The following is a 23,967-nucleotide window of genomic DNA, read 5'->3' on the forward strand; positions in this document are numbered from 1 at the left end:
GCGATCCGCGATCCGCCGGTGGGCGGTCCCGCGATCCTCACCGTTGAGGTGTCGCGATTAGAAATGTCGCTGACCGTTGTTTCGGGCGCTTTAAGCGCCGTATCTTCCCAGTTACTTCTGCCCCCGATCCGCGATTCCGGGACGAATAGCAGAAGAGGCCTGGGCCAGGTGGCCAAAAGGCCTGGGACCAATGGTGTGGATGCTGGTCACCACCTGGGTCCCGGGTAGTCGGCAGCCTACCCGTCAGCAATTTTCGGCGATCGGATCCGACAACGTGCCGAACCATTTTTTTACATCCCTGATCTGTTGCCGAATACGATGTTCGGTGACTTCTGGGACGAACGTTCCGACGCCGGTGACCTATTACCCGGCCCATTGTTCGGATGGCCTGGAAATTCCGGCCCGTGGGTCCGGGCGACCGTTGTGGCACGGCCTGGCAGCGCTGGCCGGGAAGAACGCGCGAAGCCGTCCGCCAACGGTGGGCGGCCCCGCCCGCGCGAACGGCCCGGACACGGACGGCCCGCCGCGAACAGGCCGGAAACGACAAAGGCGTCCCCCGGCCGCCGCGTCCGTTGGACGCGGGCGACCGGGGAACGCCGGTGGGGCGGAAACCGGAACATGTCCGTGAGCACCGTCCGCCGGAAATCACATGGCTGGACGGCTCGGCCGGTCAGCGCGCCGGTGAGCCAGGGGCCCGGCCGATCACCGAATCACCAGATCACCGAATCGGTCAGGTGCCGGACCGGCGAAACGGCTGATCGGCGCGGCGGTGGATCGACGGCCCGGCGGATCAGGAGCTCAGCGGATCGTCCAGGTGTTGCCCGTGTGCAGCAGTTCGGTGAGCAGGTTGTCAGGCGCGGTGTCCGTGGCACTCGTACGGGCGACGCTGTTCTGCTCCTGGACCATCGACTCGTAGGTGGGCCGGCCCACCCGGCGGAACACCCCGATCGGGGTGTTGCTGAGATCCTGGTCGGACAGCCGGGACAGGGTGAACGCGTAGGCCGGCCCAGGCACCGTCTCGTCGTGCACGATGATCTCGCTGCGCGGGACGCTGGCGGTGTCGGCGACCTCCAGGCCGAAGCCGCGCGGCTCGCGCACCACGCACTTCTCCCCCGTGGCGCCGAAGGTGATCGGCTTGCCGTGCTCGAGGCGGACGAGGACCGAGTCGCGGCTGGCGGGATCCTTCAGCACGTCGAACGCGCCGTCGTTGAAGATGGCGCAGTTCTGGTAGATCTCGATGAACGCGCTGCCCTGGTGCGCGGCGGCGGCCCGCAGCACCGAGTGCAGGTGCTTGCGGTCGGAGTCGATCGTGCGGGCCACGAACGACGCCTCGGCGCCGAGCGCCACCGCGATCGGGTTGAACGGGGTGTCCCGAGAGCCGACCGGCGTCGACTTGGTGACCTTGCCGAACTCCGAGGTCGGCGAGCACTGGCCCTTGGTCAGCCCGTAGATCCGGTTGTTGAACATCAGGATCTTGATGTTGACGTTGCGGCGCAGCGCGTGGATCAGGTGGTTACCGCCGATGGACAGCGCGTCGCCGTCACCGCTGACCACCCACACCGACAGGTCCGGGCGGGAGACCGCGAGACCGGTGGCGATCGCCGGCGCCCGGCCGTGGATCGAGTGCATCCCGTAGGTGTTGAGGTAGTACGGGAAACGGGAGGAACACCCGATCCCGGAGACGAAGGTGATCCGCTCCCGGGGGATGCCCAGCTCCGGCATGAACGACTGGATCGCCGACAGGATCGCGAAGTCACCGCATCCCGGGCACCAGCGGACCTCCTGGTCCGACCGGAAGTCCTTGGCGGTGAGCTTGAGCGGGACCTCAGTCATTGCGCACGACCTCCTCCAGGACCGTCTCCAGCTCCGCCGAGGTGAACGGCTGGCCGTTGACCTTGTTGTAGGACACGGCGTCGACCAGGTAGCGGTCGCGTATCACGTGGGCGAGCTGCCCGAGGTTCATCTCGGGGATGACGACGCGGTCGTAGCCGGCGAGCACCGTGCCGACGTTGCGCGGCAGCGGCGAGATGTGCCGCAGGTGCGCCTGGGCGATGGACACCCCGCGTTCCCGCAGCTTGCGACAGGCCGCGCCGACCGGTCCGTAGGTGGAGCCCCAGCCGAGCACCAGCACCCGGGCGTCCCCGGTGGGGTCCTCGACCTCCAGGTCGGGCACGTCGATGGCCTCGACCCGGGCGGCGCGCAGCCGCATCATCAGGTCGTGGTCGGCCGGCACGTAGGAGACCGCGCCGGTGCCGTCGGCCTTCTCCAGGCCACCGACGCGGTGCTCCAGACCGGGCGTGCCCGGCACCGCCCACGGGCGGGCCAGCGTGTGCGGGTCGTGCAGGTAGGGCAGGAACTTACCGTCCGGCCCGTTGGGCTCGGTGGCGAACTCCACCCGCAGGTCGGGCAGGTCCGCCGGGTCCGGCAGCAGCCACGGCTCGGAGCCGTTGGCCAGGTAGCCGTCCGAGAGCAGGATGACCGGCATCCGGTAGGTCAGCGCGATGCGCGCCGCCTCCAGCGCCGCGTAGAAACAGTCCGCCGGCGAGCGGGCCGCGATCACCGCCAGCGGCGCCTCACCGTGCCGGCCGAACAGGGCGATGTTCAGGTCGGACTGCTCGGTCTTGGTCGGCAGGCCGGTCGACGGGCCGGCGCGCTGCACGTCCACGATGACCAGCGGCAGCTCCAGCATCACCGCGAGCCCGAGGGTCTCGGTCTTCAGCGCGAGCCCCGGGCCGGACGTCGAGGTGACGCCGAGCGCGCCGCCGTAGGAGGCGCCGAGCGCCGAGCCCACCGCGGCGATCTCGTCCTCGGCCTGGAAGGTGGTCACGCCGTAGCGCTTGTACGCGGACAGCTCGTGCAGGATCTCCGAGGCCGGGGTGATCGGGTAGGCGCCGAGGAAGACCGGCAGGTGGGCACGCAGGCCGGCGGCGACCAGGCCGTAGGCGAGCGCGGAGTTGCCGTTGACGCTGCGGTAGGTGCCGGGCAGCAGGTTCGCGGGCTTGACCTCGTAGCGGACGGCGAAGTCCTCGGTGGTCTCGCCGTAGTTCCAGCCGGCCTGGAAGGCGGCCACGTTCGCGGCGGCGATCTTCGGCTTCTTGGCGAACTTCTGCCTGAGGAACTCCACCGTGCCCTCGGTGGGCCGGCTGTACATCCAGGACAGCAGGCCGAGCGCGAACATGTTCTTCGCCCGCTCGGCGTCCTTCTTGGAGACCTCGAAGTCGGCGAGGGCGGCGATCGTCGCCGACGTCAGCGGCACCCGGTGGACGGTGAACCCGTCGAGCGAGTCGTTCTCCAGCGGGTTGCTTGTATAACCGACCTTCTCCAGGTTGCGGGTGGTGAACTCGTCGGTGTTGACGATGATCTCCGCATTGGGCGGCAGGTCGGCGAGATTGGCGCGCAGCGCGGCCGGGTTCATCGCCACCAGGACGTCCGGCGAGTCCCCTGGAGTGAGGACGTCGTGGGCGGCGAAATGTACCTGGAAACTGGACACACCGTGCAGCGAGCCCGATGGCGCCCTGATCTCGGCGGGGTAGTTGGGAAGGGTGGACAGGTCGTTCCCCAGGATGGCGGTCTCGGAGGCGAAACGGTCGCCGGTGAGCTGCATGCCGTCGCCGGAGTCACCGGCGAACCGGATTGCCACCCGGTCCAGATGCTGGATTTGCTTGGCCACGTACGTGGACCTCCTCAATGACCGACGGTCGGCGAGAGGCATACCCACGGTTCGACCGTGGGTAGAGCGGCCGTCAGGCCTGCCCGTCCTTTCTTATACGGAGGCATTGCTTCCAGCGTGTTTCGCGGTGTCAAATCGCCGTCTCACAGCCCGCGCGGCATCGGTCACGGTATTTCGACAACAACGCCATCACATATATGGGTGGACGTGCGGAAAAACAATCGTGACACCCGCCCGCGGCCGCCACCCCGGGACTTTCGGGAAGTAATGACCGAAATACGTTTCCCCGGCGCCGGGGACAGCCGGTCTGTTTCGTCACGGCGAAGGTTCACATCATCCCGGCAACCGGCCCACCCGCCCGGGCCGGTTCGTCCCGCGGCGGTTTCCCGCATCTTCCACGCGACTTCCCCACAACCGGCCCACCCCAGCGCTACCCCCTGTAGAGCCATAGCGTAGAATGGCGTGTTCTACACTGGACCCATGCGGCAGGTAGGAGTACGCGAGCTGAACCAGAACACCAGTCAGGTGATCGAACGGGTACGCCGCGGCGAGACAGTGGAGGTGACCGATCGCGGCCATCCGGTCGCACGCCTCGTCCCCGTCGAACGTGAGTTGTCGGTACTGGAGCGCCTTGTCGCCGAGGGCCAGGCTACTGCGCCCTCAGTCCAGGTAGGCGAACCACTCTCCATGCCACCCGTACTGGGCGACCCGGCCGTGGACGCCGCCGCGGAGCTGGCCGCGGCCCGCGAGGACGAAAACTGGTGATCTATCTCGACTCTGCCGCCGTGATCAAGCTGGTCCGCGCGGAGCCCTTCACCGTCGACCTGCTGGACTGGCTGGACGCCCACCGTGCCCTACCGCTGGTGTCGTCGGTCCTGGTCGAAGTCGAGGCGTCCCGCGCGCTGCGCCGCTGCGCCCCGCAGGCTCTGGGCAGGCTACCGGTCACCCTTGCCCGGCTGTACCGGCTGGAGATCAACGCCACGGTCCGAGCCGTCGCGGCCGCCTACGATGACCCACAGCTGCGCTCCCTGGACGCCGTTCACCTCGCCACCGCCACGGTGCTGACCGACCAACCCGGCGCCAGGCTGGAGGCGTTCGTCACCTATGACAAACGCCTGCTCGCGATCGCGGCCAGGGCCGGACTTCCCACCGCCAGCCCCGGTGCCTGAAGGCGTAGGTGGTTTCGGTCGTCCTGACAGCCCTTTCTACCTACGCGTTCCGCTGGTGTAGGTGGTTGCGGTTGCTCCGGTGACGGTTTCCACCTACAGCTCGGGTGTTGGGGGTCCGGAGAGGCAGGCGGGCAACGGGTGTTCACCAGCGGTGTTCGCGGCGGACGCGGCGGACGATGACGAACAGATCGACCACGGCGGTCAGGGCGACCAGGCCGAGCAGCACGGCGAGCGCTGGCTGGTCCCGGACCGCGAAGTAGGCGCACATGGCCGTGGCGAACAGCAGCCCGAACAGGGCGAGAGCGAAACGCAGGCCCAGCGCGCTGCGGGCGGGAGGATACCCACCCGGACCGCCGTTCACCCCGGCCCGCCCGCCGTCACGGCATCCCCGTCGTTCACGTGCAGTGGTGTGCCCACGACAGTCCAGCGTGAACGTGCCCGGCCGTGCCGGTTCCGGCGGGGGATGGCGCGCCTGCCCGGTTGACCCGGCCGGTTCAGAGCAGTTCGCGGTCGCCGAGGTAGGGGCGCAGGACCTTGGGGATGCGGACATGGTGCTCCGCCGTCTGGAAGTTCTCCAGGATGGCGGCCAGCAGCCGCGGGGTCGCCACCGCCGTGTTGTTCAGGGTGTGGGCGAAACGGACACGCCCCTCGGCGTCCTTGTAGCGGATGTTCGCCCGCCGCGCCTGCCAGTCGTGCAGCGTCGAGCAGCTGTGGGTCTCTCGGTAGCGCTCCAGCGACGGGAACCAGGTGTTGATGTCGTTCATCCGGAACTTGCCCAGGCCCATGTCGCCGGTGGCGCACTCCACCACCTCGTAGGCCAGCCCCAGGGACTGCAGGACGGTCTCGGCCGTGTCCAGCAGCTCGGCGTGCCAGTGGGCCGACTGCTTCTCGTCGGCCTCGCAGATGACGAACTGCTCGACCTTCTCGAACTGGTGGACCCGCAGCAGCCCGCGCACGTCCCGCCCGGCACTGCCGACCTCGCGGCGGAAGCACGGCGAGATCCCGGCGTAGCGCAACGGAAGGTCACGCAGGGGGAGCATCTCGCCGGCGTGCAGGCCGACCAGCGCGACCTCGGCGGTGCCGGCGAGGAACAGCTCGTCGGCGGGCAGCTCGTAGATCTCCTCGCCGTGCCCGGGCAGGAAACCGGTGCCGACCAGCGCCTCCCGTTTCACCAGCGACGGCACCGAGACCAGCCGGAAGTCCCTGTGCGCGAGCAGGTCCAGCGCGTAGGAGTGGACCGCCCGCTCCAGCAGCACCAGCGGCCCGGCCAGCGCGTAGGCGCGCTCCCCCGAGACGTTGCGGGCCCGTTCGAACTCCGCCCAGCCGCGCTTCTCGGCCAGTTCGACATGGTCGAGCGGGGTGAAGTCGAACGCCGGCCGCTCCCCCCAGACCCGGATGACGGTGTTCGCGGACTCGTCCGGGCCGACCGGGGCACCGTCCCACGGGATGTTCGGGGTGCGCAGCAGCAGGTCCCGCAGCCGTTCGCCGGCGGTCTCCAGCTCGTCGCGGGTTTCGCGCAACTGGACGTCGAGGGCGGCGGAACGCTCCCGCAGCCGCTCGCGGCCGGCGGCGTCGGCGCTCTTGAACGAACCCGCGAGCTCACGGCGCTCACGTTGCGCCGTGTCCAGGGCGTGCTGCAACGATCGCACACTGCGGTCGAGAGCCAGGATGCCGTCGACGTCGAGGTCGACCCCCTTGACGCGAGCGGCCTCGCGCACGACATCGGGATTCTCCCGGATGAACCGCCTGTCCAGCATCTGGCTCCTGTGCCCTCCAGCGGGGTGCCTTACAGCGCCCTGCCCTGTCAGCGGGGCGCCTTACAGCGCCCAGTGGCCTGTCAGCGAGGCGCCTTGCGACGCCCGGTGGTTCCCTCCGTCAGGACGCCTACGGCGCCCTCGCACGGACCACCACGGATATGTAACGTCGCCGAAAAGCCTACAGCGCCCGCCAGGGCCCACCGTCGATCACCGCATGGGAGACACGGACCGTAGCCCGTGCCAGACACCCGGAGATAGTCCCGGATTCCCGCTTCGCGGGAATCCGGGACTATCTCCGGGTGGGGGTGACCGGCTCGGGCAGGTCGGTGCTGCCGCGCAGGTAGCGGTCGACCGCGGCGGCTGCGGACCGGCCCTCCGCGATCGCCCACACGATCAGCGACTGGCCGCGGCCCATGTCCCCGGCGACGAACACGCCCGGGACGGAGCTCGCCCAGCCGGCGTCCCGGGCGACGTTGCCACGGGCGTCGAGGGCCACCCCGAGCTGTTCGAGCAGGCCCGTCCGCTGCGGCCCGGTGAAGCCCATCGCCAGCAGCACCAGCTCACAGGGCAGCTCGATGTCGGTGTCGGGCACCTTCTCGAAACGACCGTCGACCAGTCGGACCTCGTGCATGCGCAGCGAGCGGACCCGGCCCGCGGCGTCACCGAAGAAACGCTCGGTGGAGACGGCGAAGACGCGCTCGCCGCCCTCCTCGTGCGCGCTGGACACCCGATAGACCACCGGCCAGGTCGGCCACGGGTTGGCCGCCGGCCGCGACCGCGGCGGCCGCGGCATGATCTCAAGCTGGTGCACGGAGCGGGCACCCTGGCGCAGCGCGGTACCCAGGCAGTCCGCGCCGGTGTCGCCACCGCCGATGATGACCACCCGCCGGCCGGCCGCGTTGATCGGGGACGCGGCGAGGTCACCCTGCTGGACCCGGTTCGAGGGCACCAGGTACTCCATGGCGAGGTGGATGCCGTCGAGGTCGCGGCCGGGGATGCTCAGGTCCCGGCCGACCGTCGACCCGCCGGCGAGCACGACCGCGTCGTAGGAGGCGCGCAACTCGTCCCCGGTGATGTCGACGCCGACGTCGCAGGAGGCCATGAACACCGTCCCCTCGGCCCGCATCTGGGCGAGGCGGCGGTCCAGGACGTGCTTTTCCATCTTGAACTCGGGGATGCCGTAGCGCAGCAGGCCACCGATGCGGTCGGCCCGCTCGTACACGACGACGTTGTGGCCGGCGCGGGTGAGCTGCTGGGCCGCGGCGAGCCCGGCCGGGCCCGACCCGATCACGGCGACCCGCTGGTCGGTGCGCGTCGACGGCAGCACGGGGCGGACCGTACCGTCACCCCACGCCCGGTCGATGATCGACACCTCGACCTGCTTGATGGCCACCGGGTCGTCGGAGATGCCCAGTACGCAGGCGGCCTCGCACGGCGCCGGGCAGAGCCGTCCGGTGAACTCCGGGAAGTTGTTGGTGGCGTGCAGCCGTTCGATCGCGTCGTGCCAGTCGCCACGGCGCACCAGGTCGTTCCACTCCGGGATGATGTTCCCCAGGGGGCAGCCGTTGTGGCAGAACGGGATGCCGCAGTCCATGCACCGGGTGGCCTGGTCCCGCAGGGAGCCGGCCGGGAACGGCTCGTAGACCTCTTTCCAGTCGGTGATGCGCACGTCGACGGGCCGGCGCTTCGGCTGCTCCCGGTGGTGCCTGAGGAAGCCTGTCGGGTCAGCCATACCGCTCCTGTCGGGTGGTGGGATCCTGTCGGGTGACCAGGTGCTGTCGGGTGGCGGGACGCTGTCGGGTGGCGGGACGCTGCGCGCCGGGCGCCACCTGCCGACGTGTCGGCCGCGAAGGGCGGGTCGCGGGGGCGGCGTCGCGGGGGCGATGATCGACGCGGTTCGCGGGTGTGTCTCTCATCGGGCTTTTGCAGGATGTTTTACAAGGATTTCACGGACATGTCGACGGCGCCGGGGCCATCGGGCAACCGCCGAGAAGAGTGCGGGTATGTCATTGGACATATCGGATATGTACTGCGCGTGGACGGTGCCACCGGAGATCCTCCCGCCCGGCAGGCGTCACCCATCGCGACGCCGCCCGTCCGCGGATGAGCCGAGCGGCGTCCCGACCGGGCTCAGCCGCGGGCTGCCGTCATGATCAGATCATCGGCGGACAGCCCGTCCTCCTCCGCCTTCTTCATAGCCGCCAGCACGCGTTTGTAATCCCGTGGCATCACCTTGACGAACCGGGCCTGCTCGTCCTCCCACCGGCCGAGCAGGCCGGCCGCGACCGTGGAGCCGGTCTCCCGCCGGTGCCGGGCGATCAGTGTGCGCAGCAGCTCGCGGTCGTCGTCGTCCAGCGGCTCCACGTCGACCATCTCGGTGTTGATCCGCCGCCGCAGCGGTCTGTACAGGTAGGCGACGCCGCCGCTCATCCCGGCGGCGAAGTTGCGCCCGATGGGCCCGAGCACGACGACGGTACCGCCGGTCATGTACTCGCAGCCGTGGTCGCCGACGCCCTCGACGACGGCGGTCGCGCCCGAGTTGCGCACGCAGAACCGCTCGCCGACGATGCCGCGGAAGAACGCCTCGCCGGCGGTGGCGCCGTAGAGCAGCACGTTGCCCGCGACGGTGTTCTCCTCGGCGCGCAGCGGCGCCTCCTTCGGCGGGAAGACGATGATCCGGCCGCCGGAGAGGCCCTTGCCCGCGTAGTCGTTGGTGTCGCCCTCGAGGGTGAGCGTCACCCCGCGCGGCACGAACGCGCCGAAGCTCTGCCCGGCCGAGCCGGTGAACCGCAGCGAGATCGTGTCGTCGGGCAGGCCCCGCGCCCCGTACCGCCTGGTCACCTCGTAGCCGAGCATGGTGCCGACCGTCCGGTTGACGTTGCGGATCGGCATCTCCAGCCACACCGGCCGGCCGTCCTCGAGAGCGTCCTCGCAGAGCTGGATCAGGGAGTTGTCCAGCGCCTTGTCCAGCCCGTGGTCCTGGGCGGTCGTGCAGTGCAGGGCGCCGCCGAACGGTCGCTCTGGGCTGTGCAGCAACGGGGTGAGGTCGAGGCCCGCAGCCTTCCAGTGGTCGACGGCAGCCCTCGCGTCGAGGAACTCGACGTGCCCGACGGCCTCCCGCAGGGTGCGGAAACCCAGCGCCGCGAGGTACTCGCGCACCTCCTCGGCGATGAAGGTGAAGAACGCCTCGACAAACTCGGGCCTGCCGGTGAAGCGCTCGCGCAGCACCGGGTTCTGGGTCGCCACCCCCACCGGGCAGGTGTCGAGGTGGCAGACCCGCATCATCACGCAGCCGGCCACCACCAGCGGGGCGGTGGCGAACCCGAACTCCTCGGCGCCGAGCAGGGCGGCGACGACGACGTCCCGGCCGGTCTTCATCTGACCGTCGACCTGGACGACGATCCGGTCGCGCAGGCCGTTGAGCAGCAGGGTCTGCTGGGTCTCGGCCAGCCCCAGCTCCCAGGGGGCGCCGGCGTGCTTCAGCGACGTCAGCGGGGACGCGCCGGTGCCGCCGTCGTGCCCGGAGATCAGCACGACGTCGGCGTGGGCCTTGGACACCCCGGCGGCGACCGTGCCCACCCCGACCTCGGCGACGAGCTTGACGTGCACCCGCGCCCGGGTGTTGGCGTTCTTCAGGTCGTGGATGAGCTGGGCGAGGTCCTCGATGGAGTAGATGTCGTGGTGCGGCGGCGGGGAGATCAGGCCCACGCCCGCCGTCGAGTGCCGGGTCCGCGCGATCCACGGGTAGACCTTGTGCGCGGGCAGCTGGCCGCCCTCACCCGGCTTGGCGCCCTGCGCCATCTTGATCTGGATGTCGTCGGCGTTGGCGAGGTACTCGCTGGTCACCCCGAAACGTCCGCTGGCGACCTGCTTGATCGACGACCGGCGTAGGTCGCCGTTGGCGTCGGGGACGTAACGTTCAGCGTCCTCGCCGCCCTCGCCGGTGTTCGACTTCCCCCCGATCCGGTTCATCGCGATCGCGAGGGTCTCGTGCGCCTCGGCGCTGATCGAGCCGTAGGACATCGCCCCGGTCGCGAACCGTCGGAGGATCTCCGAGACCGGTTCGACCTGCTCGATCGGCACCGGCGGGCGCAGCCCCTCGCGCAGCTCGAACAGGCCGCGCAGGGTGGCGTTGCGCCGGGAGAGATCGTCGATGGTGGCGGTGTACTTCTTGAAGACCTCGTACTGGCGGCTGCGGGTGGCGTGCTGGAGCAGGAAGACCATCTCCGGGTTGAACAGGTGCACCTCGCCCTCGCGGCGCCACTGGTACTCCCCGCCGACGTCGAGGTCGCGGTGGGCGAGCTCGCTGGGCAGCGCCGCGTACGCCCGGTGATGGCGGGCCGCGACCTCGTCCGCGAGGACGTCGATGCCCACTCCGTCGAGCCGGGACGGCGTCCCGGTGAAGTAGGTCTCGACGAGCTGCTGGGACAGCCCGATCGCCTCGAACAGCTGCGCGCCGGTGTAGCCGGCCACGGTGGACACGCCCATCTTGGACATGACCTTCAGCACGCCCTTGCCGAGCGCCTTGATGAGGTTCTTCTGGGCCTGCTCCCGGGTGATCCCGTCCAGCTCGCCGGCGTCGAGGATGTTGTCGATCGACTCGAAGGCCAGGTACGGGTTGACCGCGGCCGCACCGTAGCCGAGCAGCAGCGCGATGTGGTGGACCTCACGGGCGTCGCCGCACTCGACGATCAGACCGACCTTGGTGCGGGTCTTCTCCCGGATCAGGTGATGGTGGACGGCGGCGGTCAGCAGCAGGGAGGGGATCGGGGCCTTGTGCCGGTCGCAGTCGCGGTCGGAGAGCACGACGATGCGGGCGCCGTCGGCGATCGCCTCGCTGACCCCGCGACAGATCTCCCGCAGCCGGCCGGTGAGCGCCGCCCCGCCGCCGTCGACGTCGTAGAGACCACGGACGGTCACCGCGGCGAACCCGGGCATGTCACCGTCGTCGTTGATACCAACGATCTTGGCGAGTTCGGCGTTGCTGATGACCGGGTACGGCAGGTGCACCAGCCGGCAGGACGCCGGTGACGGCGCGAGCAGGTTGCCCTCCGGGCCGAGCGTGCGCGCCAGACTGGTGACCATCTCCTCCCGGATCGCGTCCAGCGGCGGGTTGGTGACCTGCGCGAAGAGCTGGGTGAAGTAGTCGAACAGCAGCCGCGGGCGCTGCGAGAGCACCGCCATCGGGGTGTCGGTGCCCATCGACCCGATCGGCTCCATGCCGGCACGGGCCATCGGCGCGATGATGACCCGCAGCTCCTCCTCGGTGTAGCCGAAGACCTGCTGGCGGCGGCGCACCGACTCGTGCCCGTAGATGACGTGCTCACGTTCGGGCAGGTCGTCCAGGGAGATCAGGCCGGCGTGCAGCCACTCCTCGTAGGGGGCGGCGGCGGCCAGTTCGGACTTGATCTCCTCGTCGTCGACGATCCGGCCCTGGGCGGTGTCGATCAGGAACATTTTCCCCGGCTGCAGCCGGCCCTTCTGCACCACCTTGTGCGCGGGGATGTCGAGGACGCCGACCTCGGAGGCCATGACGACCAGACCGTCGTCGGTCACCCAGTAGCGGGACGGGCGCAGCCCGTTGCGATCGAGCACCGCGCCGATGACCGTGCCGTCGGTGAAGGCGATCGACGCCGGGCCGTCCCACGGTTCCATCAGCGTCGAGTGGAACTGGTAGAAGGCCCGCCGGGCCGGATCCATCTCGTCGTGGTTCTCCCACGCCTCCGGGATCATCATCAGGACGGCGTGCGGCAGGCTGCGCCCGGCCAGGTGGAGCAGTTCCAGGACCTCGTCGAAGCTGGCCGAGTCGCTGGCGCCGTCCGAGCAGATGGGGAACAGGCGGCTCAGCTCCCCCGGGATCAGGTCGCTGGCGAGCAGCGCTTCCCGGGCCTGCATCCAGTTGCGGTTGCCACGCACGGTGTTGATCTCACCATTGTGGGCCGCGAACCGGTACGGGTGCGCCAGCGGCCAGCTCGGGAAGGTGTTGGTGGAGAACCGGCTGTGCACCAGAGCGATGGCGCTGGCGAACCGGGGATCGTCAAGATCGGGGAAGTACGCGGAAAGCTGGTGGGTGGTGAGCATCCCCTTGTAGACGATGGTGCGCGCGGACAGGGAGGGGAAGTACACCCCCGCCTCCAGGCGGGCCCGCTTGCGCACGCGGAACGCCCGGCGCTCGAGGTCCATCAGGTCGAAGGACCCGTCGGCGGCGCCGTCACCAGCTGTGACACCGGTTGTGCCGCTGCCGCTGGCCGTGGGGGGCAGGCCGAGGAAGAGCTGGCGCATCCACGGTTCGACCTCGGCGGCGGCCCGGCCGACCATGTGGCTGACCACCGGCACCTCACGCCAGCCCAGGACCCGCAGGCCCTCCGCGCGTACGATCCGGCTGATCGCGCGGACCGCGTCGTCCCGGTCGCCGGCGATCTGCGGCAGGAACGCCGTCCCCGCCGCGTACTGGCCGGGCGGCGGCAGCGGGAAGTCGACGACGTCGCGCAGGAACGTGTCCGGGATCTGCAACAGGATGCCCGCGCCGTCCCCGGTGTCCGGGTCGGAGCCGGAGGCACCCCGGTGGTCAAGGTTGCGTAGCACGGTGAGGCCCTGTTCGACCAGCTCGTGACTGCGTCGCCCACGAACGTCGACGACGAAGCCGACCCCGCAGGCGTCGTGCTCGAACGTGGGGTCGTACAAACCTTGTGCGATCGACATCCGGCGGGTCCTGTCCGTCTTCAGGGGATCTCCAAGAGGCGGACGACGCTGTCCGGACGCGCCGCCGCGACAGGGAATGTCCCGGCCGGGCGCACTAACGAGTGTGCCACGTGCGCACTGGATCCGCCGTGATCACAAACGGGCTGGCTGCGGATGTGGCCAACCGGGCACTCGGTGGCGCCTCGGCCCCGAGGTGCGCCGGCCGGTCCCCGGGCATGCTGCGCTGACCGTACACCGACATCACGGACACCTTTCGTCGCTGTTTCCAGCGCTGCCTTCCAGCACTGTCCGCGACCGCTGTCAGCCGCCGACTGTCGGACTCCGGACACCTCGTTCCGCGTACTCTCCGTACTCTCCGTGTTCCCTGCGTTGTTCCCCGCGTTCTCCCGTCCTCCTCGTTTTCCGCCGTCGCGGCCGGGCGCCGCCCCGGTCAGGGTCGGTCGGACGGCTCGCTGGTCGCGGGGACGGCGGACTCCACACCCGGCAGCGCACCCGGCACACCCGGCGGCGCGGTGTCGGGCCGAGCCGGGCCGGCTTCCCCGTCCGGGCCGCCGCCTTCGGCCGCCGCGCTCCCCGCGTCACTCTCCCCGTCCGGGCCGTTGGCCTGGGCGGCGGCGTCACCGGAGGCAGCGGAGGGCCGGCTGGGTGGTTCGCTCGAGGCGGCCGCGGGCCCGGCGACGGGGCCGGGGCTGGGGCCGGGGCCGGGAGCGGCGCTGGGGCTGGGGCCGGCGCTGGGATCGTCGGCGGGTGTTTCGGCGGCCGCCGGAGGGTCGACAGGAGCGCGCAGGAACACCAGGGCGAGCGCCGCGGCGGCGAACACGACCAGCGACGTCCAGTCGTTGAGGCGCACCCCGAGGAAGGTGTGGGCCTCGTCGATGCGCAGCGCCTCGATCCACGCCCGCCCGGCGGTGTAGAGCAGCACGTAGAGCGCGAACAGCTTGCCCCGGCCGAGCCTGTGGTGGCGGTCCACCCACAGCAGGATGCCGGCCACCCCGACGTTCCACAGTGCCTCGTACAGGAAGGTGGGATGGTAGAGCGACTCACCGGCGACACGCTGGTGCTCGGGATCTATCCGCAACGCCCAGGGCAGGTCGGTCGGGCGCCCGTAGAGCTCCTGGTTGAACCAGTTGCCGACCCGCCCGACGGCCTGGGCCAAGGCCAGGCCCGGGGCCGCCGCGTCGGCGAACAGGCCGAAGCCGACCCCGCGGCGCCGGCAGGCGAGCCACACGCCCAGTGCCCCGCCGGCGACCGCGCCCCAGATCCCCAGCCCGCCGTGCCAGACCCGCAGTATGTCGACCGGGTCCCCGCCGGCGCCGAAGTAGGCGTCCGGGCTGGTGACGACGTGGTAGACCCGCGCTCCGACGATGCCGAACGGGACGGCCCATCCGGCCACGTCGGTGGCGAGATAGGCCGGCTGGCCGCGCGCGCGCAGCCGCCGCCCGGTGATCACAGTCGCGATCACGATACCGACGATGATCGTAAGGGTGTAGCCCCGCAGCGGGACGGGGCCTACGTACAGGATGCCCGTCGAGGGGCTGGGAATCGCGGCTAGGACCACATAGGTCAAGCTATACCGCCCGTAACCTGGCCCTCGCCATGCCCCACATCACCGACCGTCACAAGAATCACCGTAAGTTACCAGCAGGCCATTATCAAGCGTCATCAAATACCACCAAACGTCACCGGACATCAGCAGCCATCAGCAGGCGTTACAATACGTTACAAGGCATGACAAAGGATGACAAATTGCCATAAAGCGTGCCTGTAACCGCGGCACCGGGCACGGACGGCGGGAACGGTGCGGGCGGCGAAACCGCCGGGGATCACCCCCGTGGCACGGACGGCTCGGGGCGGCGTACCCCGGTGGCGAGCCCGGTCACGATCCCCCGCAGCGCCACCTCCGCCTCCCCCGGATCCGCCCCGGCACGTTCGGCCTCCAGCAGCGCCTTGACCAGGGCCGATCCGACGATCACACCGTCGGCGAAGCCGGCGACCTCGGCCGCCTGTTCGGGTGTGCTCACACCGAGCCCGACGGCGACCGGCGTGTCGGTGACGGCCCGGAGCCGGCGGGTCAGGTCGGCCGCCTGCGCGCCGACCCGCTCCCTGGTCCCGGTCACTCCCATCAGGGACGCCGCGTAGATGAAGCCCTTGCTGACCGTGGCGACCCGCGCCAGCCGGGCGTCGGTCGAGCTCGGCGCGACCAGGAAGACGGAGTCGAGCCCGGCGTCGGCGGTGGCCGCAAGCCACGGGCCGGCCTCCTCGGGCGGCAGGTCCGGGGTGATCGCGCCGGCCCCGCCCGCGGCCGCGAGATCACGCGCGAACGCGTCGACCCCGTAGCGCTCGATCGGGTTCCAGTAGGTCATCACCAGCGCCGGCACGCCGGTGACGGCCACCGCCTCCACCGTGCGCAGGACGTCGGCGGTGGTGACCCCGCGGCGCAGGGCCGCGTCCGACGCGGCCTGGATCACCGGGCCGTCCATGGTCGGATCCGAGTAGGGCAGGCCGACCTCGACGACGTCCGCCCCGGCCTCGGCAAGGGCCCGCACCGCCGCGATCCCGCCGGCCACCGAGGGGAAGCCCGCCGGCAGGTAGCCGACCAGCACCGCCCGCCCGTCAGCGCGCGCCCTGGCAAAGACCTGGCTCAGCCGGCTCTGCTCGCTGGGCTCGCCGGCGAGACTCCGTTCATCCGAAAGACTTCGCACCCTGATCCGTTCCGTGATCCGTTCCGGCGGCGGCGGCCAGGCCGTGCCTGACGCCCGCCGCGCGGAGCTGGTTCGGCATGCTTCCGGTCGCTGGCGGTGTTCTCCCCCGCCAGTGATGGCGTTTTTCGTCGGTGACAGCGTTCCCGCCGGTGCTGGCCGTCAGAGGAGATCGAACCACTTCGCCGCGGTGTCGACGTCCTTGTCGCCCCGCCCCGAGCAGTTCACGACGACGACGGCGTCCGGGCCGAGATCCCGGGCGACGTCGAACGCGGCGGCGAACGCGTGCGCGCTCTCGATCGCGACCAGGATGCCCTCCAGCCGGGCCACCAGGCGCAGCGCGTCCATGGCGGCCTGGTCGTCGACCACCCCGTAGGTCGCCCGGCCCGTCTCGTGCAGCCAGGCGTGCTCGGGGCCGATGCCCGGATAGTCCAGCCCGGCCGAGATCGAGTGCGACACCTGCGTCTGCCCGTCGGCGTCCTGGAGAAGAAAGGTGCGCATGCCGTGCAGAACGCCGGGAGCGCCACCGGCGATCGCGGCCGCGTGCCGGCCGGTGGCCAGCCCGTCGCCGCCGGCCTCGGCGCCGATCAGGCGGACCGAGGTGTCATCGATGAACGGATGGAAGATCCCCATCGCGTTCGAGCCGCCGCCGACGCAGGCCACCACCGCGTCGGGCAGCCGGCCGACGCGCTCGAGCACCTGCGCCCGCGCCTCCACCCCGATGACCCGCTGGAAGTCGCGGACCAGCATCGGGAACGGGTGCGGCCCCATCACCGAGCCGATGCAGTAGTGGGTCGTGTCCACCGTGGCCACCCAGTCCCGCATGGCCTCGTTGATCGCGTCCTTGAGGGTGCGGCTGCCCGCGGCGACGGGGACGACCTCGGCGCCGAGCAGCCGCATCCGGGCGACGTTGAGCGCCTGCCGGGAGGTGTCCTCCTCGCCCATGTAGACCACGCAGTCCAGGCCGAGCAGCGCGCAGGCGGTGGCCGTGGCCACCCCGTGTTGGCCGGCGCCGGTCTCGGCGATCACCCGGGTCTTGCCCATCCGGCGGGTGAGCAGGCACTGGCCGAGCACATTGTTGATCTTATGGGAGCCGGTGTGGGCCAGGTCCTCCCGCTTGAGCAGGATGCGGGCGCCGCCGACGTGCGCGGTCAGCCGGGCCGCGTCCGTGAGCGCGGTGGGCCGGCCGGCGTACGTCGCGAGCAGCCCGTCCAGTTCGGCGGTGAAACCGGGATCGGCCCGCGCGGCCGCGTAGGCCTCGGTCAACTGGTCCAGCGCGGTGAACAGCGCCTCGGGGACGAAACGGCCGCCGAAACGGCCGAAGTGCCCGGCACTGTCGGGCACCGGGCTCACCGGCGCGGCATCCGCGTTGGCGAGCCCGGCGGCGGAGGTCACGGCGGAGGTCACGGCGTGACCCTATCGTCTCGGAGACGCGCCAGGCGCGGTGTGGTCAGCGACTGGTCAGCGACCGACCTTGGTGGCTGGATGCGCACCGGCGGTGACCAGATCCGCGACCGTCTGACGGGGATCCGTGCCGGTCACCGCGGCTTCCCCCACCAGGACCGCGTCGGCTCCGGCCGCGGCGTAGGCGAGCAGGTCGTGCGGCCCGCGTACGCCGGACTCGGCGACCTTGAGCACCCCTGGCGGCAGCAGCGGCGCCAGCCGGGCGAAGGTGTCGCGGTCGACGTCCAGCGTCCGCAGGTCACGCGCGTTGACGCCGATCAGCCGGGCTCCCGCGTCGACCGCCCGCGTGACCTCCTGCTCGTCGTGCACCTCGACCAGGGCGGTCATACCCAGCGACTCGACCCGTTCGAGCAGGCCGACCAGCCGGGGCTGCTCCAACGCCGCCACGATCAGCAGGACGATGTCGGCACCGTGCGCCCGCGCCTCGAAGACCTGGTAAGGGGAGATCACGAAATCCTTGCGCAGGAGGGGCACGTCCACCGCGACGCGCACGGCGTCCAGGTCGGCCAGCGACCCGCCGAACCGGCGCCGCTCGGTCAGGACGCTGATCGCCGCCGCGCCCGCCGTCTCGAACTGGGCCGCCAGCTCCGCCGGGTTGGCGATCGTGGCGAGCTCGCCCTTGGACGGGGAACGGCGCTTGACCTCGGCGATCACCGCGACTGCCCGGCTGCGCAGCGCCGCCAGCGCGTCCCTGGGATCAGGAACGCGCTCGACGCGTCGTTTCAGCGCTGCCAGGGGGGTCGCGACCTCCCGTTCGGCGAGGTCCGCACGGACCCCGTCAAGGATGTCGTCGAGAACGCTCATCGATCTGTGCCCGTGGCTGTCTCGGCCATGGCGCCGATGTTAGGCCAGGCGTGTGCGACAGGCATCCGCCCCCCGCCGAAGGGCTCGCGTGCTCACATCCGCCGGTTGCTCACCGGTTGACACAGGCCCGGCGGCGGTGAAACGAGGGAGCCGAAAAACCTTTGCACATCGGATACGCGGACGCCATGCCCACGTACCGTGATTGTCCGTTTGTTGGCTACCTGGAGGGAATGCTGCCGACCGTAAAGTAGCCGACACTCGGCAGTCCGCCCACCGCCGACCGGTTGCCGGCCCACCAGCGATCCGCCGCGGCGCCCTCTACGGCGCACCCGGTCGGCCAGACCCGGGATCAGGCCGGGGCCGGGATCAGGTCGGGTCGTCGCCGCGGTCGATGGCCTCCCAGGCGTCGACCGGCCGGGCCGCCGGGCTTCGGTAGCGGGCGGACAGCGCCGACCAGGTGCGCCCGCGCAGCGCGACGAGCAGCCCGCCGCCGGCGAGGAGCACGCCGCCGGCGGCGGCCAGCCACGGCGCGGCGGTGCGCCGCAGATCCCGCAGGTCGGCGGTGGCGCCGGGGGCGAGGTCACGCACCCGCGCGGTGGCCCGTGCCGCCGAGAGGGGATCGGCCGCGATCCGGCCGGCGACGACGGCAGCCGCCACTCCGGCGAGCAGGACGAGCACGCCGACGACCACCCGGCCGGCACGCCTGGTCGCGGCGATCGCCACCACCCCGGCGAGTCCCACCAGGCCCAGCCCGGCGAGGGCCGGGGCAAGTTCGGAGCCGCTCAGGCTGGCGGCAAGCGGCGCCGCGGCCGCCACCGGCTCGTCCGCCACCGTGGCGGCGACCCGCACCCGCACCCAGGTCGCCCCGACGGTGAGCAGCACCACCGCGGCGCCGAGCAGGCAGGCTGCCACCGCCACGGCCATCTCCCGCCGCCGGCCGGCGGCGGCCCGTCCACCCCCGGCCGCGGACGCGTCATGGTCCGCGGGAGCACCGGGAGCCGTGGTGTCGTGGGCCGCACGGGTGCCGTCGTCACGGTGCTCACCGGCGGTCGCGGACGGCGTCCGCGGTGGTGCTCCCCCGGTCATGTCGGCGGACGCAGCGACTCGGCGATCTCGATCGCCCGCAGCACCGCCGCCGCCTTGGTCCGGCTCTCGTCGTTCTCGGCCGCGGGGACGGAGTCGGCGACTATACCCGCGCCGGCCTGCACGTAGGCGACGCCGTCGCGCAGCACGGCGGTGCGGATGGCGATCGCGGTGTCCAGGTCACCGCCGAAGTCCAGGTAGCCGACCACGCCCCCGTACAGGCCCCGGCGGGTGGGCTCGAGGCTCTCGATGATCTCCATCGCGCGCACCTTCGGCGCGCCGGTGAGGGTGCCGGCGGGAAAGGTCGCCGTGAGGACGTCCACGGCCGACCGGTCCTCGGCGACCTCACCGATCACCGTGGACACGATGTGCATGATCTGCGAGAACCGCTCGACGGCGGCGAACTCGACCACCCGGACCGACCCCGGCGTGCAGACCCGGCCCAGGTCGTTGCGGACCAGGTCGACGAGCATCACGTGCTCGGACCGTTCTTTGGGATCGGCGAGCAGCTGCGCGGCGAGCTCGGCGTCCGCCTCCGGGGTGGCGCCGCGGGGGCGGCTGCCGGCGATCGGGTGCAGCAGCGCGCGGCGTCCGGTCACCGTCACGTGCGCCTCCGGCGAGGAGCCGATCACATCATGGTCGTCGAAGCGCAGCAGGTACATGTACGGGCTCGGGTTGGACGCCCGCAGCACCCGGTAGATGTCCAGGGCGGCGGCCGTCGTCCGCCGCTCGAAGCGCTGGGAGACCACGATCTGGAAGCACTCGCCGGCCCGGATCTCCTCGATGGCGGCCTCGACGGACGCCTCGAAACGCTCCGGTGGGGTTGCCGAGACGAAGTCCGCGATCGACAGCTTCGCCGGCACCCCGGTGCTGGCCACGGTCGGCTCGGTCGACTTGCACAGGCCGGCGGTCATGACCTCGAGCCGGTGCAGGGCGTCGTCGTAGGCCGCGTCCAGGTCGCCGCCGCCGCAGGTGAACACGTTGGCGATCAGCAGGCAGGAGCAGTCCCGGTGGTCGAAGACGGCCAGGTCGGCCGTGAGCATCATGCGCAGCTCGGCCATGCCCAGATCGTCCACGGCGGTCGCGGGCAGCCGTTCCACCCGTCGGATGATGTCGTACGACAGGTAGCCCACCAGCCCGCCGGTCAGCGGCGGGCCGTCGGGCAGCCGGGGTGCGCGCAACGTCGCCTGCGCCGCCCGCAGGATCTCCAGCGGGTCGCCGCCGGTGGGCAGCCCCGGCGGAGGGTCACCAGCCAGCCAGACCGCCGATCCGTCACGTTCGGTGAGAGTGGCCGCGGCCCGGACACCCACGAACGAATACCTCGACCACGCCTCGCCGTTCTCGGCGGACTCCAGCAGGAACGTTCCGGGGCCGCCGGCGAGCTTGCGGTAGATCCCGACCGGGGTCTCGCCGTCGGCGAGCAGGCGGCGGGTCACCGCGACCACCGGGTATTCGGCGGCCAGCTCGTGGAACCGCGAGCGACCGGGGCTGATCTCCCCTGTGGTCACGGCTGTGCTCCCCTCGCGGGTTCGGCGGCGTCCGCGCGCCGGGCGTCGCGGGCCCGTGGCGGATCGATGACGGTGACCGGCAGCCGCCGGCCGTCGAAACAGCTCCGGCTGCCGGTGTGGCAGGCCGGCCCCACCTGGTCGACCTGGACCAGGACGGTGTCCCCGTCGCAGTCCAGCGACACCGAGCGGACCAGTTGCAGGTTGCCGCTGGTGTCCCCCTTGACCCAGTACTCGCGGCGGCTGCGGCTCCAGTAGGTGGCCCGTCCGGTGGTCAGCGTCCGGCGCAGGGCCTCGTCGTCCATCCAGCCAACCATCAGCACCTCGCCGGTGTCGTACTGCTGGGCGACCGCCGGGAACAGGCCGGCGGCGTCACGTTTGAGCCGGTCCGCGATCGCGGGGTCCAGCTGGGGAGATGGGGCGGGCACGTGCCCATTGTGCCGCGCCTGACGGCCCGGCCATACCCGATAACGTTGCGCCAGCACGGCGCAGCGACCAGTCCAGCGTGACACACTGGCCAAATTCGGTGGGACGGGCGGACCAGACGCACCCGTTCGTCCAGCATCCGTCCAGTACCAACATCCGTCCGGTAGTTGTCAATTTGGCACGCGACCCGCCACGGTGACACTACGATCACTGCGTGATCCCGGTCAGACGAGTCGTCGCCGGCCTTCGAGCGCGGTCCGCCACCACGCCCGGCCTGCTCCGTCTGCTGTCGGCGGGTCTGCTCGGCGCGACGCTGCTGCTCTGGCTGACCGCGTTCGGCACCGGGCTGTCCCGCGCCGACGCGATCGACACCGTCAGGAACGACGCCGGGCCGTCGTTCGTCGCCGCGCAACGCATCCATGCCGATCTGTCGGTCGCGGACGCCACGGTTGCCCGCGCCTTCCTGGCCGGTGGAGTCGAACCCGTCGCGCAGCGCCGGGTCTACGAGGAGTCGGTGGCCTCCGCCTCCCGCCGCGTCGTCGACCTGGCCCGTACCGGCGGACCGCTCGAGGCGCGGGAGCCGCTGACCACCCTCGCCCGCGAGATTCCGACCTACACCGGCCTGGTGGAACGGGCCCGTACCAACAACCGGCTCGGCAACGTCGTCGGCGCGGCCTACCTTCGGCAGGCGTCCACGCTGATGCAGTACACGATCCTGCCGGCGGCCGACGCTCTGGCCGCTGTCGACGCCGGGCGGATCGACGCCTCCTACGACCGGGCCACCGCCTGGTACCACCCGGTGCTGGTCGCCCTCGCCGGGCTGGCGTGTCTGGCGGGCCTGGTCGCCGTGCAGGTGCTGCTGTACCGCCGCACGAACCGCGTGTTCAACCTGCCGTTGGTCGCCGCGACCGCGCTGGTCGCCGGCGTGCTCGGCTACACGCTCAGCGCCTTCGCCGCCGAACGGTCGGCGCTGCGGGACGGGCGTGACGACGCCTTCCAACCGATGACGCTCGTCGCGCAGGCACGTGGCCTCGGTCTTCGCGCCTGGGGCGACGAAAGCCTGGCGCTGATCGCCCGGGGTAACGGCACGCTGTTCGACCAGGACGCGGTGCGGGTCACTCAGCGTCTGGGCTACGACGAGTCCGGCCGGGCGTTGAACGACGCGCCGGCGGCTGGCACGACGTCAGGCGGCGCGACCGCGGACGAGGCGCTCGGCCCGCCGGTGCTGCCCGCCGTCGCCGCCGCGGGTGGGCCGGACGCACAGCCGCGGGCCGGCCTGGCCGGCGCCTGGGAGCAGTATCAGAAAACCAGCGTCCAGGTCCGGGCGGGAGCCGCGCAACCGGGCGGCTTCCAACAGGCCGTCAAACTCGCGCTCACCGACGGTACCGCCACGTTCGGACGGTACGACAGGACGGCCGACGCCGCGCTGACCGCGAGCGAGCGACGGTTCGCCGCCACGCTGGCCGACGCCTCGGACGACCTCGCCCCGGTAGCGGTCGCCGCGACCGTCGTTCTGGTCGGCGCCACCGCGCTGACCATCGCCGGATTCCAGGTCCGTATCAACGAATACCGCCGAGCGTGACACCAACCTGACACAAGGCTTACTCCGCCAGGATCGACAACCTACGATTGGCCCGTGGGAGTGATCTTGCGCCGGAAGCGCGCGAGGGCGAGGGGGCCGCGCACCGCGGCAGCGGCGGGGGTCGGGCATTACTGGCCGGGCTCGTCGCCTGCGGGAGCATCGGGGCGGGCCTGCCGGACGCCGCGCGACCGTTGCCGCCCCGAGCGACGTCGGCCGCGACCGCCGCGCCCACCGGCGGCGCGAATCCCGGTGCGCCGGCCGCTTCGCCACCCTCGCCGGCACCACCGCCGGCCAGCTGTGGCAACCCGACCGCCACCTGGCGTCCGCCGTCGCCGATGCCGGCGCCGGGAAGCGTCCCGACAACCCCGGCACTGCGTAGGATCTTCGATCGGGGCTATCTGATCGTCGGCGTCCGTCCGGACACCCCGCCGTTCGGCTCGGTGAACCCGGACACCGGCGAGTTCGAGGGCTTCGACGTCGACATCGCGAACCTCGTCGGCAGGTGGTTGTTCGGCGCGCCGAGGCACGTGCGGTTCCGTGCCATCACCGCCGCGCAACGGCTGCCGCTGGTCGCGCAGGGCGAGATCGACCTGTCCACCGGCTCGTTGACGGCGACCTGTGACCGGCTGCTCGAGGTCGACTTCGCCACCGTGTACTACATGACCGCGACCGGTCTGCTGGTGTCGCGCGACTCGAACTACCACAGCCTGGCGGACCTCGGCGGCAGGAAGGTGTGCGCCGCGTCCGGCACCACGTCGCTGCAGGCGATCGAGAACGAGCCGTCGCACCCGATCCCCTACCCGGTGTCGAACGTCGCCGACTGTCTGATCGCGCTGCAGGACGGCGAGGTCGAGGGCATCGTCAACGACGAGATGGTGCTGGCGGGCCTGGCGGCGCAGGACCCGCGGACCCACGTCGTCAACGCCGACCGGTTCGACCAGCCGATCACCGCGGGGGTGAGCAAGGACAACCCCGACCTGACCGCGTTCGTCAACGGTGTGCTCGAGCGGGCGTTCGCCGACGGCACCTGGGCCCAGATCTTCGACCGCTGGCTGGACCGCACCGTCCCGGCGCCGCCGACCCCGGTCTACCGAAACTAGGCTGCC

Annotated in this window: 17 protein-coding genes; 4 read left to right on the plus strand and 13 right to left on the minus strand. The window is 71.3% G+C overall.

Features of this window, described 5'->3' with window-relative positions:
- Positions 1–798: 798 nt before the first annotated feature.
- Positions 799–1,833: a 2-oxoacid:ferredoxin oxidoreductase subunit beta gene (locus FSYMDG_RS13860; RefSeq protein WP_013874050.1), complete on the minus strand. Its 1,035-nt coding sequence runs from the start codon at positions 1,831–1,833 to the stop codon at positions 799–801.
- The gene (locus FSYMDG_RS13865; protein WP_431307089.1) at positions 1,826–3,604 is read right to left on the minus strand and encodes a 2-oxoacid:acceptor oxidoreductase subunit alpha; all 1,779 of its coding nucleotides are present in this window, start codon (positions 3,602–3,604) and stop codon (positions 1,826–1,828) included. Before FSYMDG_RS13865 ends, FSYMDG_RS13860 begins: the two co-directional genes overlap by 8 nt.
- Before the next feature lie 528 nt (positions 3,605–4,132).
- Between FSYMDG_RS13865 and FSYMDG_RS13870 the strand changes: the two genes are divergently transcribed.
- Positions 4,133–4,435, plus strand: coding sequence for a type II toxin-antitoxin system Phd/YefM family antitoxin (locus tag FSYMDG_RS13870; protein WP_237702760.1), 303 nt, complete (start codon positions 4,133–4,135; stop codon positions 4,433–4,435).
- Complete coding sequence (locus FSYMDG_RS13875; protein WP_013874053.1) at positions 4,432–4,839, plus strand: type II toxin-antitoxin system VapC family toxin; 408 nt, start codon at positions 4,432–4,434, stop codon at positions 4,837–4,839. The genes FSYMDG_RS13870 and FSYMDG_RS13875 overlap by 4 nt, the downstream gene beginning before the upstream one ends.
- A 142-nt stretch (positions 4,840–4,981) precedes the next feature.
- On the opposite strand, the gene FSYMDG_RS13880 is transcribed toward FSYMDG_RS13875, so the two are convergent.
- From FSYMDG_RS13880 to hisI, 11 genes are all read right to left on the minus strand, one after another.
- Positions 4,982–5,200, minus strand: coding sequence for a DUF6343 family protein (locus FSYMDG_RS13880; protein WP_013874054.1), 219 nt, complete (start codon positions 5,198–5,200; stop codon positions 4,982–4,984).
- A gap of 133 nt (positions 5,201–5,333) precedes the next feature.
- On the minus strand, positions 5,334–6,596 hold the full coding sequence (gene serS, locus FSYMDG_RS13885) for a serine--tRNA ligase (RefSeq protein ID WP_013874055.1): 1,263 nt from the start codon (positions 6,594–6,596) through the stop codon (positions 5,334–5,336).
- Positions 6,597–6,885: 289 nt separating this feature from the next.
- On the minus strand, positions 6,886–8,328 hold the full coding sequence (locus FSYMDG_RS13890; protein WP_013874056.1) for a glutamate synthase subunit beta: 1,443 nt from the start codon (positions 8,326–8,328) through the stop codon (positions 6,886–6,888).
- Positions 8,329–8,726: 398 nt separating this feature from the next.
- Positions 8,727–13,298, minus strand: coding sequence for a glutamate synthase large subunit (gltB, locus tag FSYMDG_RS13895; protein ID WP_013874057.1), 4,572 nt, complete (start codon positions 13,296–13,298; stop codon positions 8,727–8,729).
- Between the two features lie 430 nt (positions 13,299–13,728).
- Complete coding sequence (gene lgt / locus FSYMDG_RS13900) at positions 13,729–14,856, minus strand: prolipoprotein diacylglyceryl transferase (RefSeq protein ID WP_013874058.1); 1,128 nt, start codon at positions 14,854–14,856, stop codon at positions 13,729–13,731.
- Positions 14,857–15,121: 265 nt separating this feature from the next.
- A complete protein-coding gene (trpA, locus tag FSYMDG_RS13905) occupies positions 15,122–16,000 on the minus strand; it encodes a tryptophan synthase subunit alpha (RefSeq protein WP_013874059.1) in 879 nt (292 codons plus the stop codon).
- A gap of 159 nt (positions 16,001–16,159) precedes the next feature.
- Positions 16,160–17,404: a tryptophan synthase subunit beta gene (trpB, locus tag FSYMDG_RS13910; RefSeq protein ID WP_013874060.1), complete on the minus strand. Its 1,245-nt coding sequence runs from the start codon at positions 17,402–17,404 to the stop codon at positions 16,160–16,162.
- Positions 17,405–17,458: 54 nt separating this feature from the next.
- Positions 17,459–18,265 carry an indole-3-glycerol phosphate synthase TrpC gene (gene trpC / locus FSYMDG_RS13915; protein ID WP_013874061.1) on the minus strand — a complete coding sequence of 269 codons (807 nt, stop codon included), beginning with the start codon at positions 18,263–18,265 and terminating at the stop codon, positions 17,459–17,461.
- Positions 18,266–18,631: 366 nt separating this feature from the next.
- Positions 18,632–19,351: a Trp biosynthesis-associated membrane protein gene (locus FSYMDG_RS13920; RefSeq protein WP_013874062.1), complete on the minus strand. Its 720-nt coding sequence runs from the start codon at positions 19,349–19,351 to the stop codon at positions 18,632–18,634.
- Positions 19,348–20,856, minus strand: a complete 1,509-nt coding sequence (locus tag FSYMDG_RS13925; protein WP_013874063.1) for an anthranilate synthase component I — start codon at positions 20,854–20,856, stop codon at positions 19,348–19,350. Before FSYMDG_RS13925 ends, FSYMDG_RS13920 begins: the two co-directional genes overlap by 4 nt.
- A complete protein-coding gene (gene hisI / locus FSYMDG_RS13930; protein ID WP_050803532.1) occupies positions 20,853–21,281 on the minus strand; it encodes a phosphoribosyl-AMP cyclohydrolase in 429 nt (142 codons plus the stop codon). The genes FSYMDG_RS13925 and hisI overlap by 4 nt, the downstream gene beginning before the upstream one ends.
- Positions 21,282–21,493: 212 nt before the next feature.
- On the opposite strand from hisI, the gene FSYMDG_RS13935 reads away from it, so the two are divergent.
- Entirely contained in the window at positions 21,494–22,861 is a 1,368-nt protein-coding gene (locus FSYMDG_RS13935) for a hypothetical protein (RefSeq protein WP_013874065.1), read from the plus strand.
- Positions 22,862–22,908: 47 nt separating this feature from the next.
- Positions 22,909–23,961: a glutamate ABC transporter substrate-binding protein gene (locus tag FSYMDG_RS13940; protein WP_013874066.1), complete on the plus strand. Its 1,053-nt coding sequence runs from the start codon at positions 22,909–22,911 to the stop codon at positions 23,959–23,961.
- Positions 23,962–23,967: the final 6 nt, after the last annotated feature.

Origin of the sequence: Candidatus Protofrankia datiscae, assembly GCF_000177615.2 — a bacterium.
GTDB classification, from domain to species: Bacteria; Actinomycetota; Actinomycetes; order Frankiales; family Frankiaceae; genus Protofrankia; species Protofrankia coriariae.

Coding starts and splice junctions, on each gene's coding strand:
- FSYMDG_RS13860 (WP_013874050.1), bottom strand. CDS start 1,833: ATGACTGAGGTCCCGCTCAAGCTCACCGCCAAGGACTTCCGGTCGGAC.
- FSYMDG_RS13865 (WP_431307089.1), bottom strand. CDS start 3,604: ATGCAGCTCACCGGCGACCGTTTCGCCTCCGAGACCGCCATCCTGGGG.
- serS (WP_013874055.1), bottom strand. CDS start 6,596: ATGCTGGACAGGCGGTTCATCCGGGAGAATCCCGATGTCGTGCGCGAG.
- FSYMDG_RS13890 (WP_013874056.1), bottom strand. CDS start 8,328: ATGGCTGACCCGACAGGCTTCCTCAGGCACCACCGGGAGCAGCCGAAG.
- gltB (WP_013874057.1), bottom strand. CDS start 13,298: ATGTCGATCGCACAAGGTTTGTACGACCCCACGTTCGAGCACGACGCC.
- trpC (WP_013874061.1), bottom strand. CDS start 18,265: ATGAGCGTTCTCGACGACATCCTTGACGGGGTCCGTGCGGACCTCGCC.
- FSYMDG_RS13920 (WP_013874062.1), bottom strand. CDS start 19,351: ATGACCGGGGGAGCACCACCGCGGACGCCGTCCGCGACCGCCGGTGAG.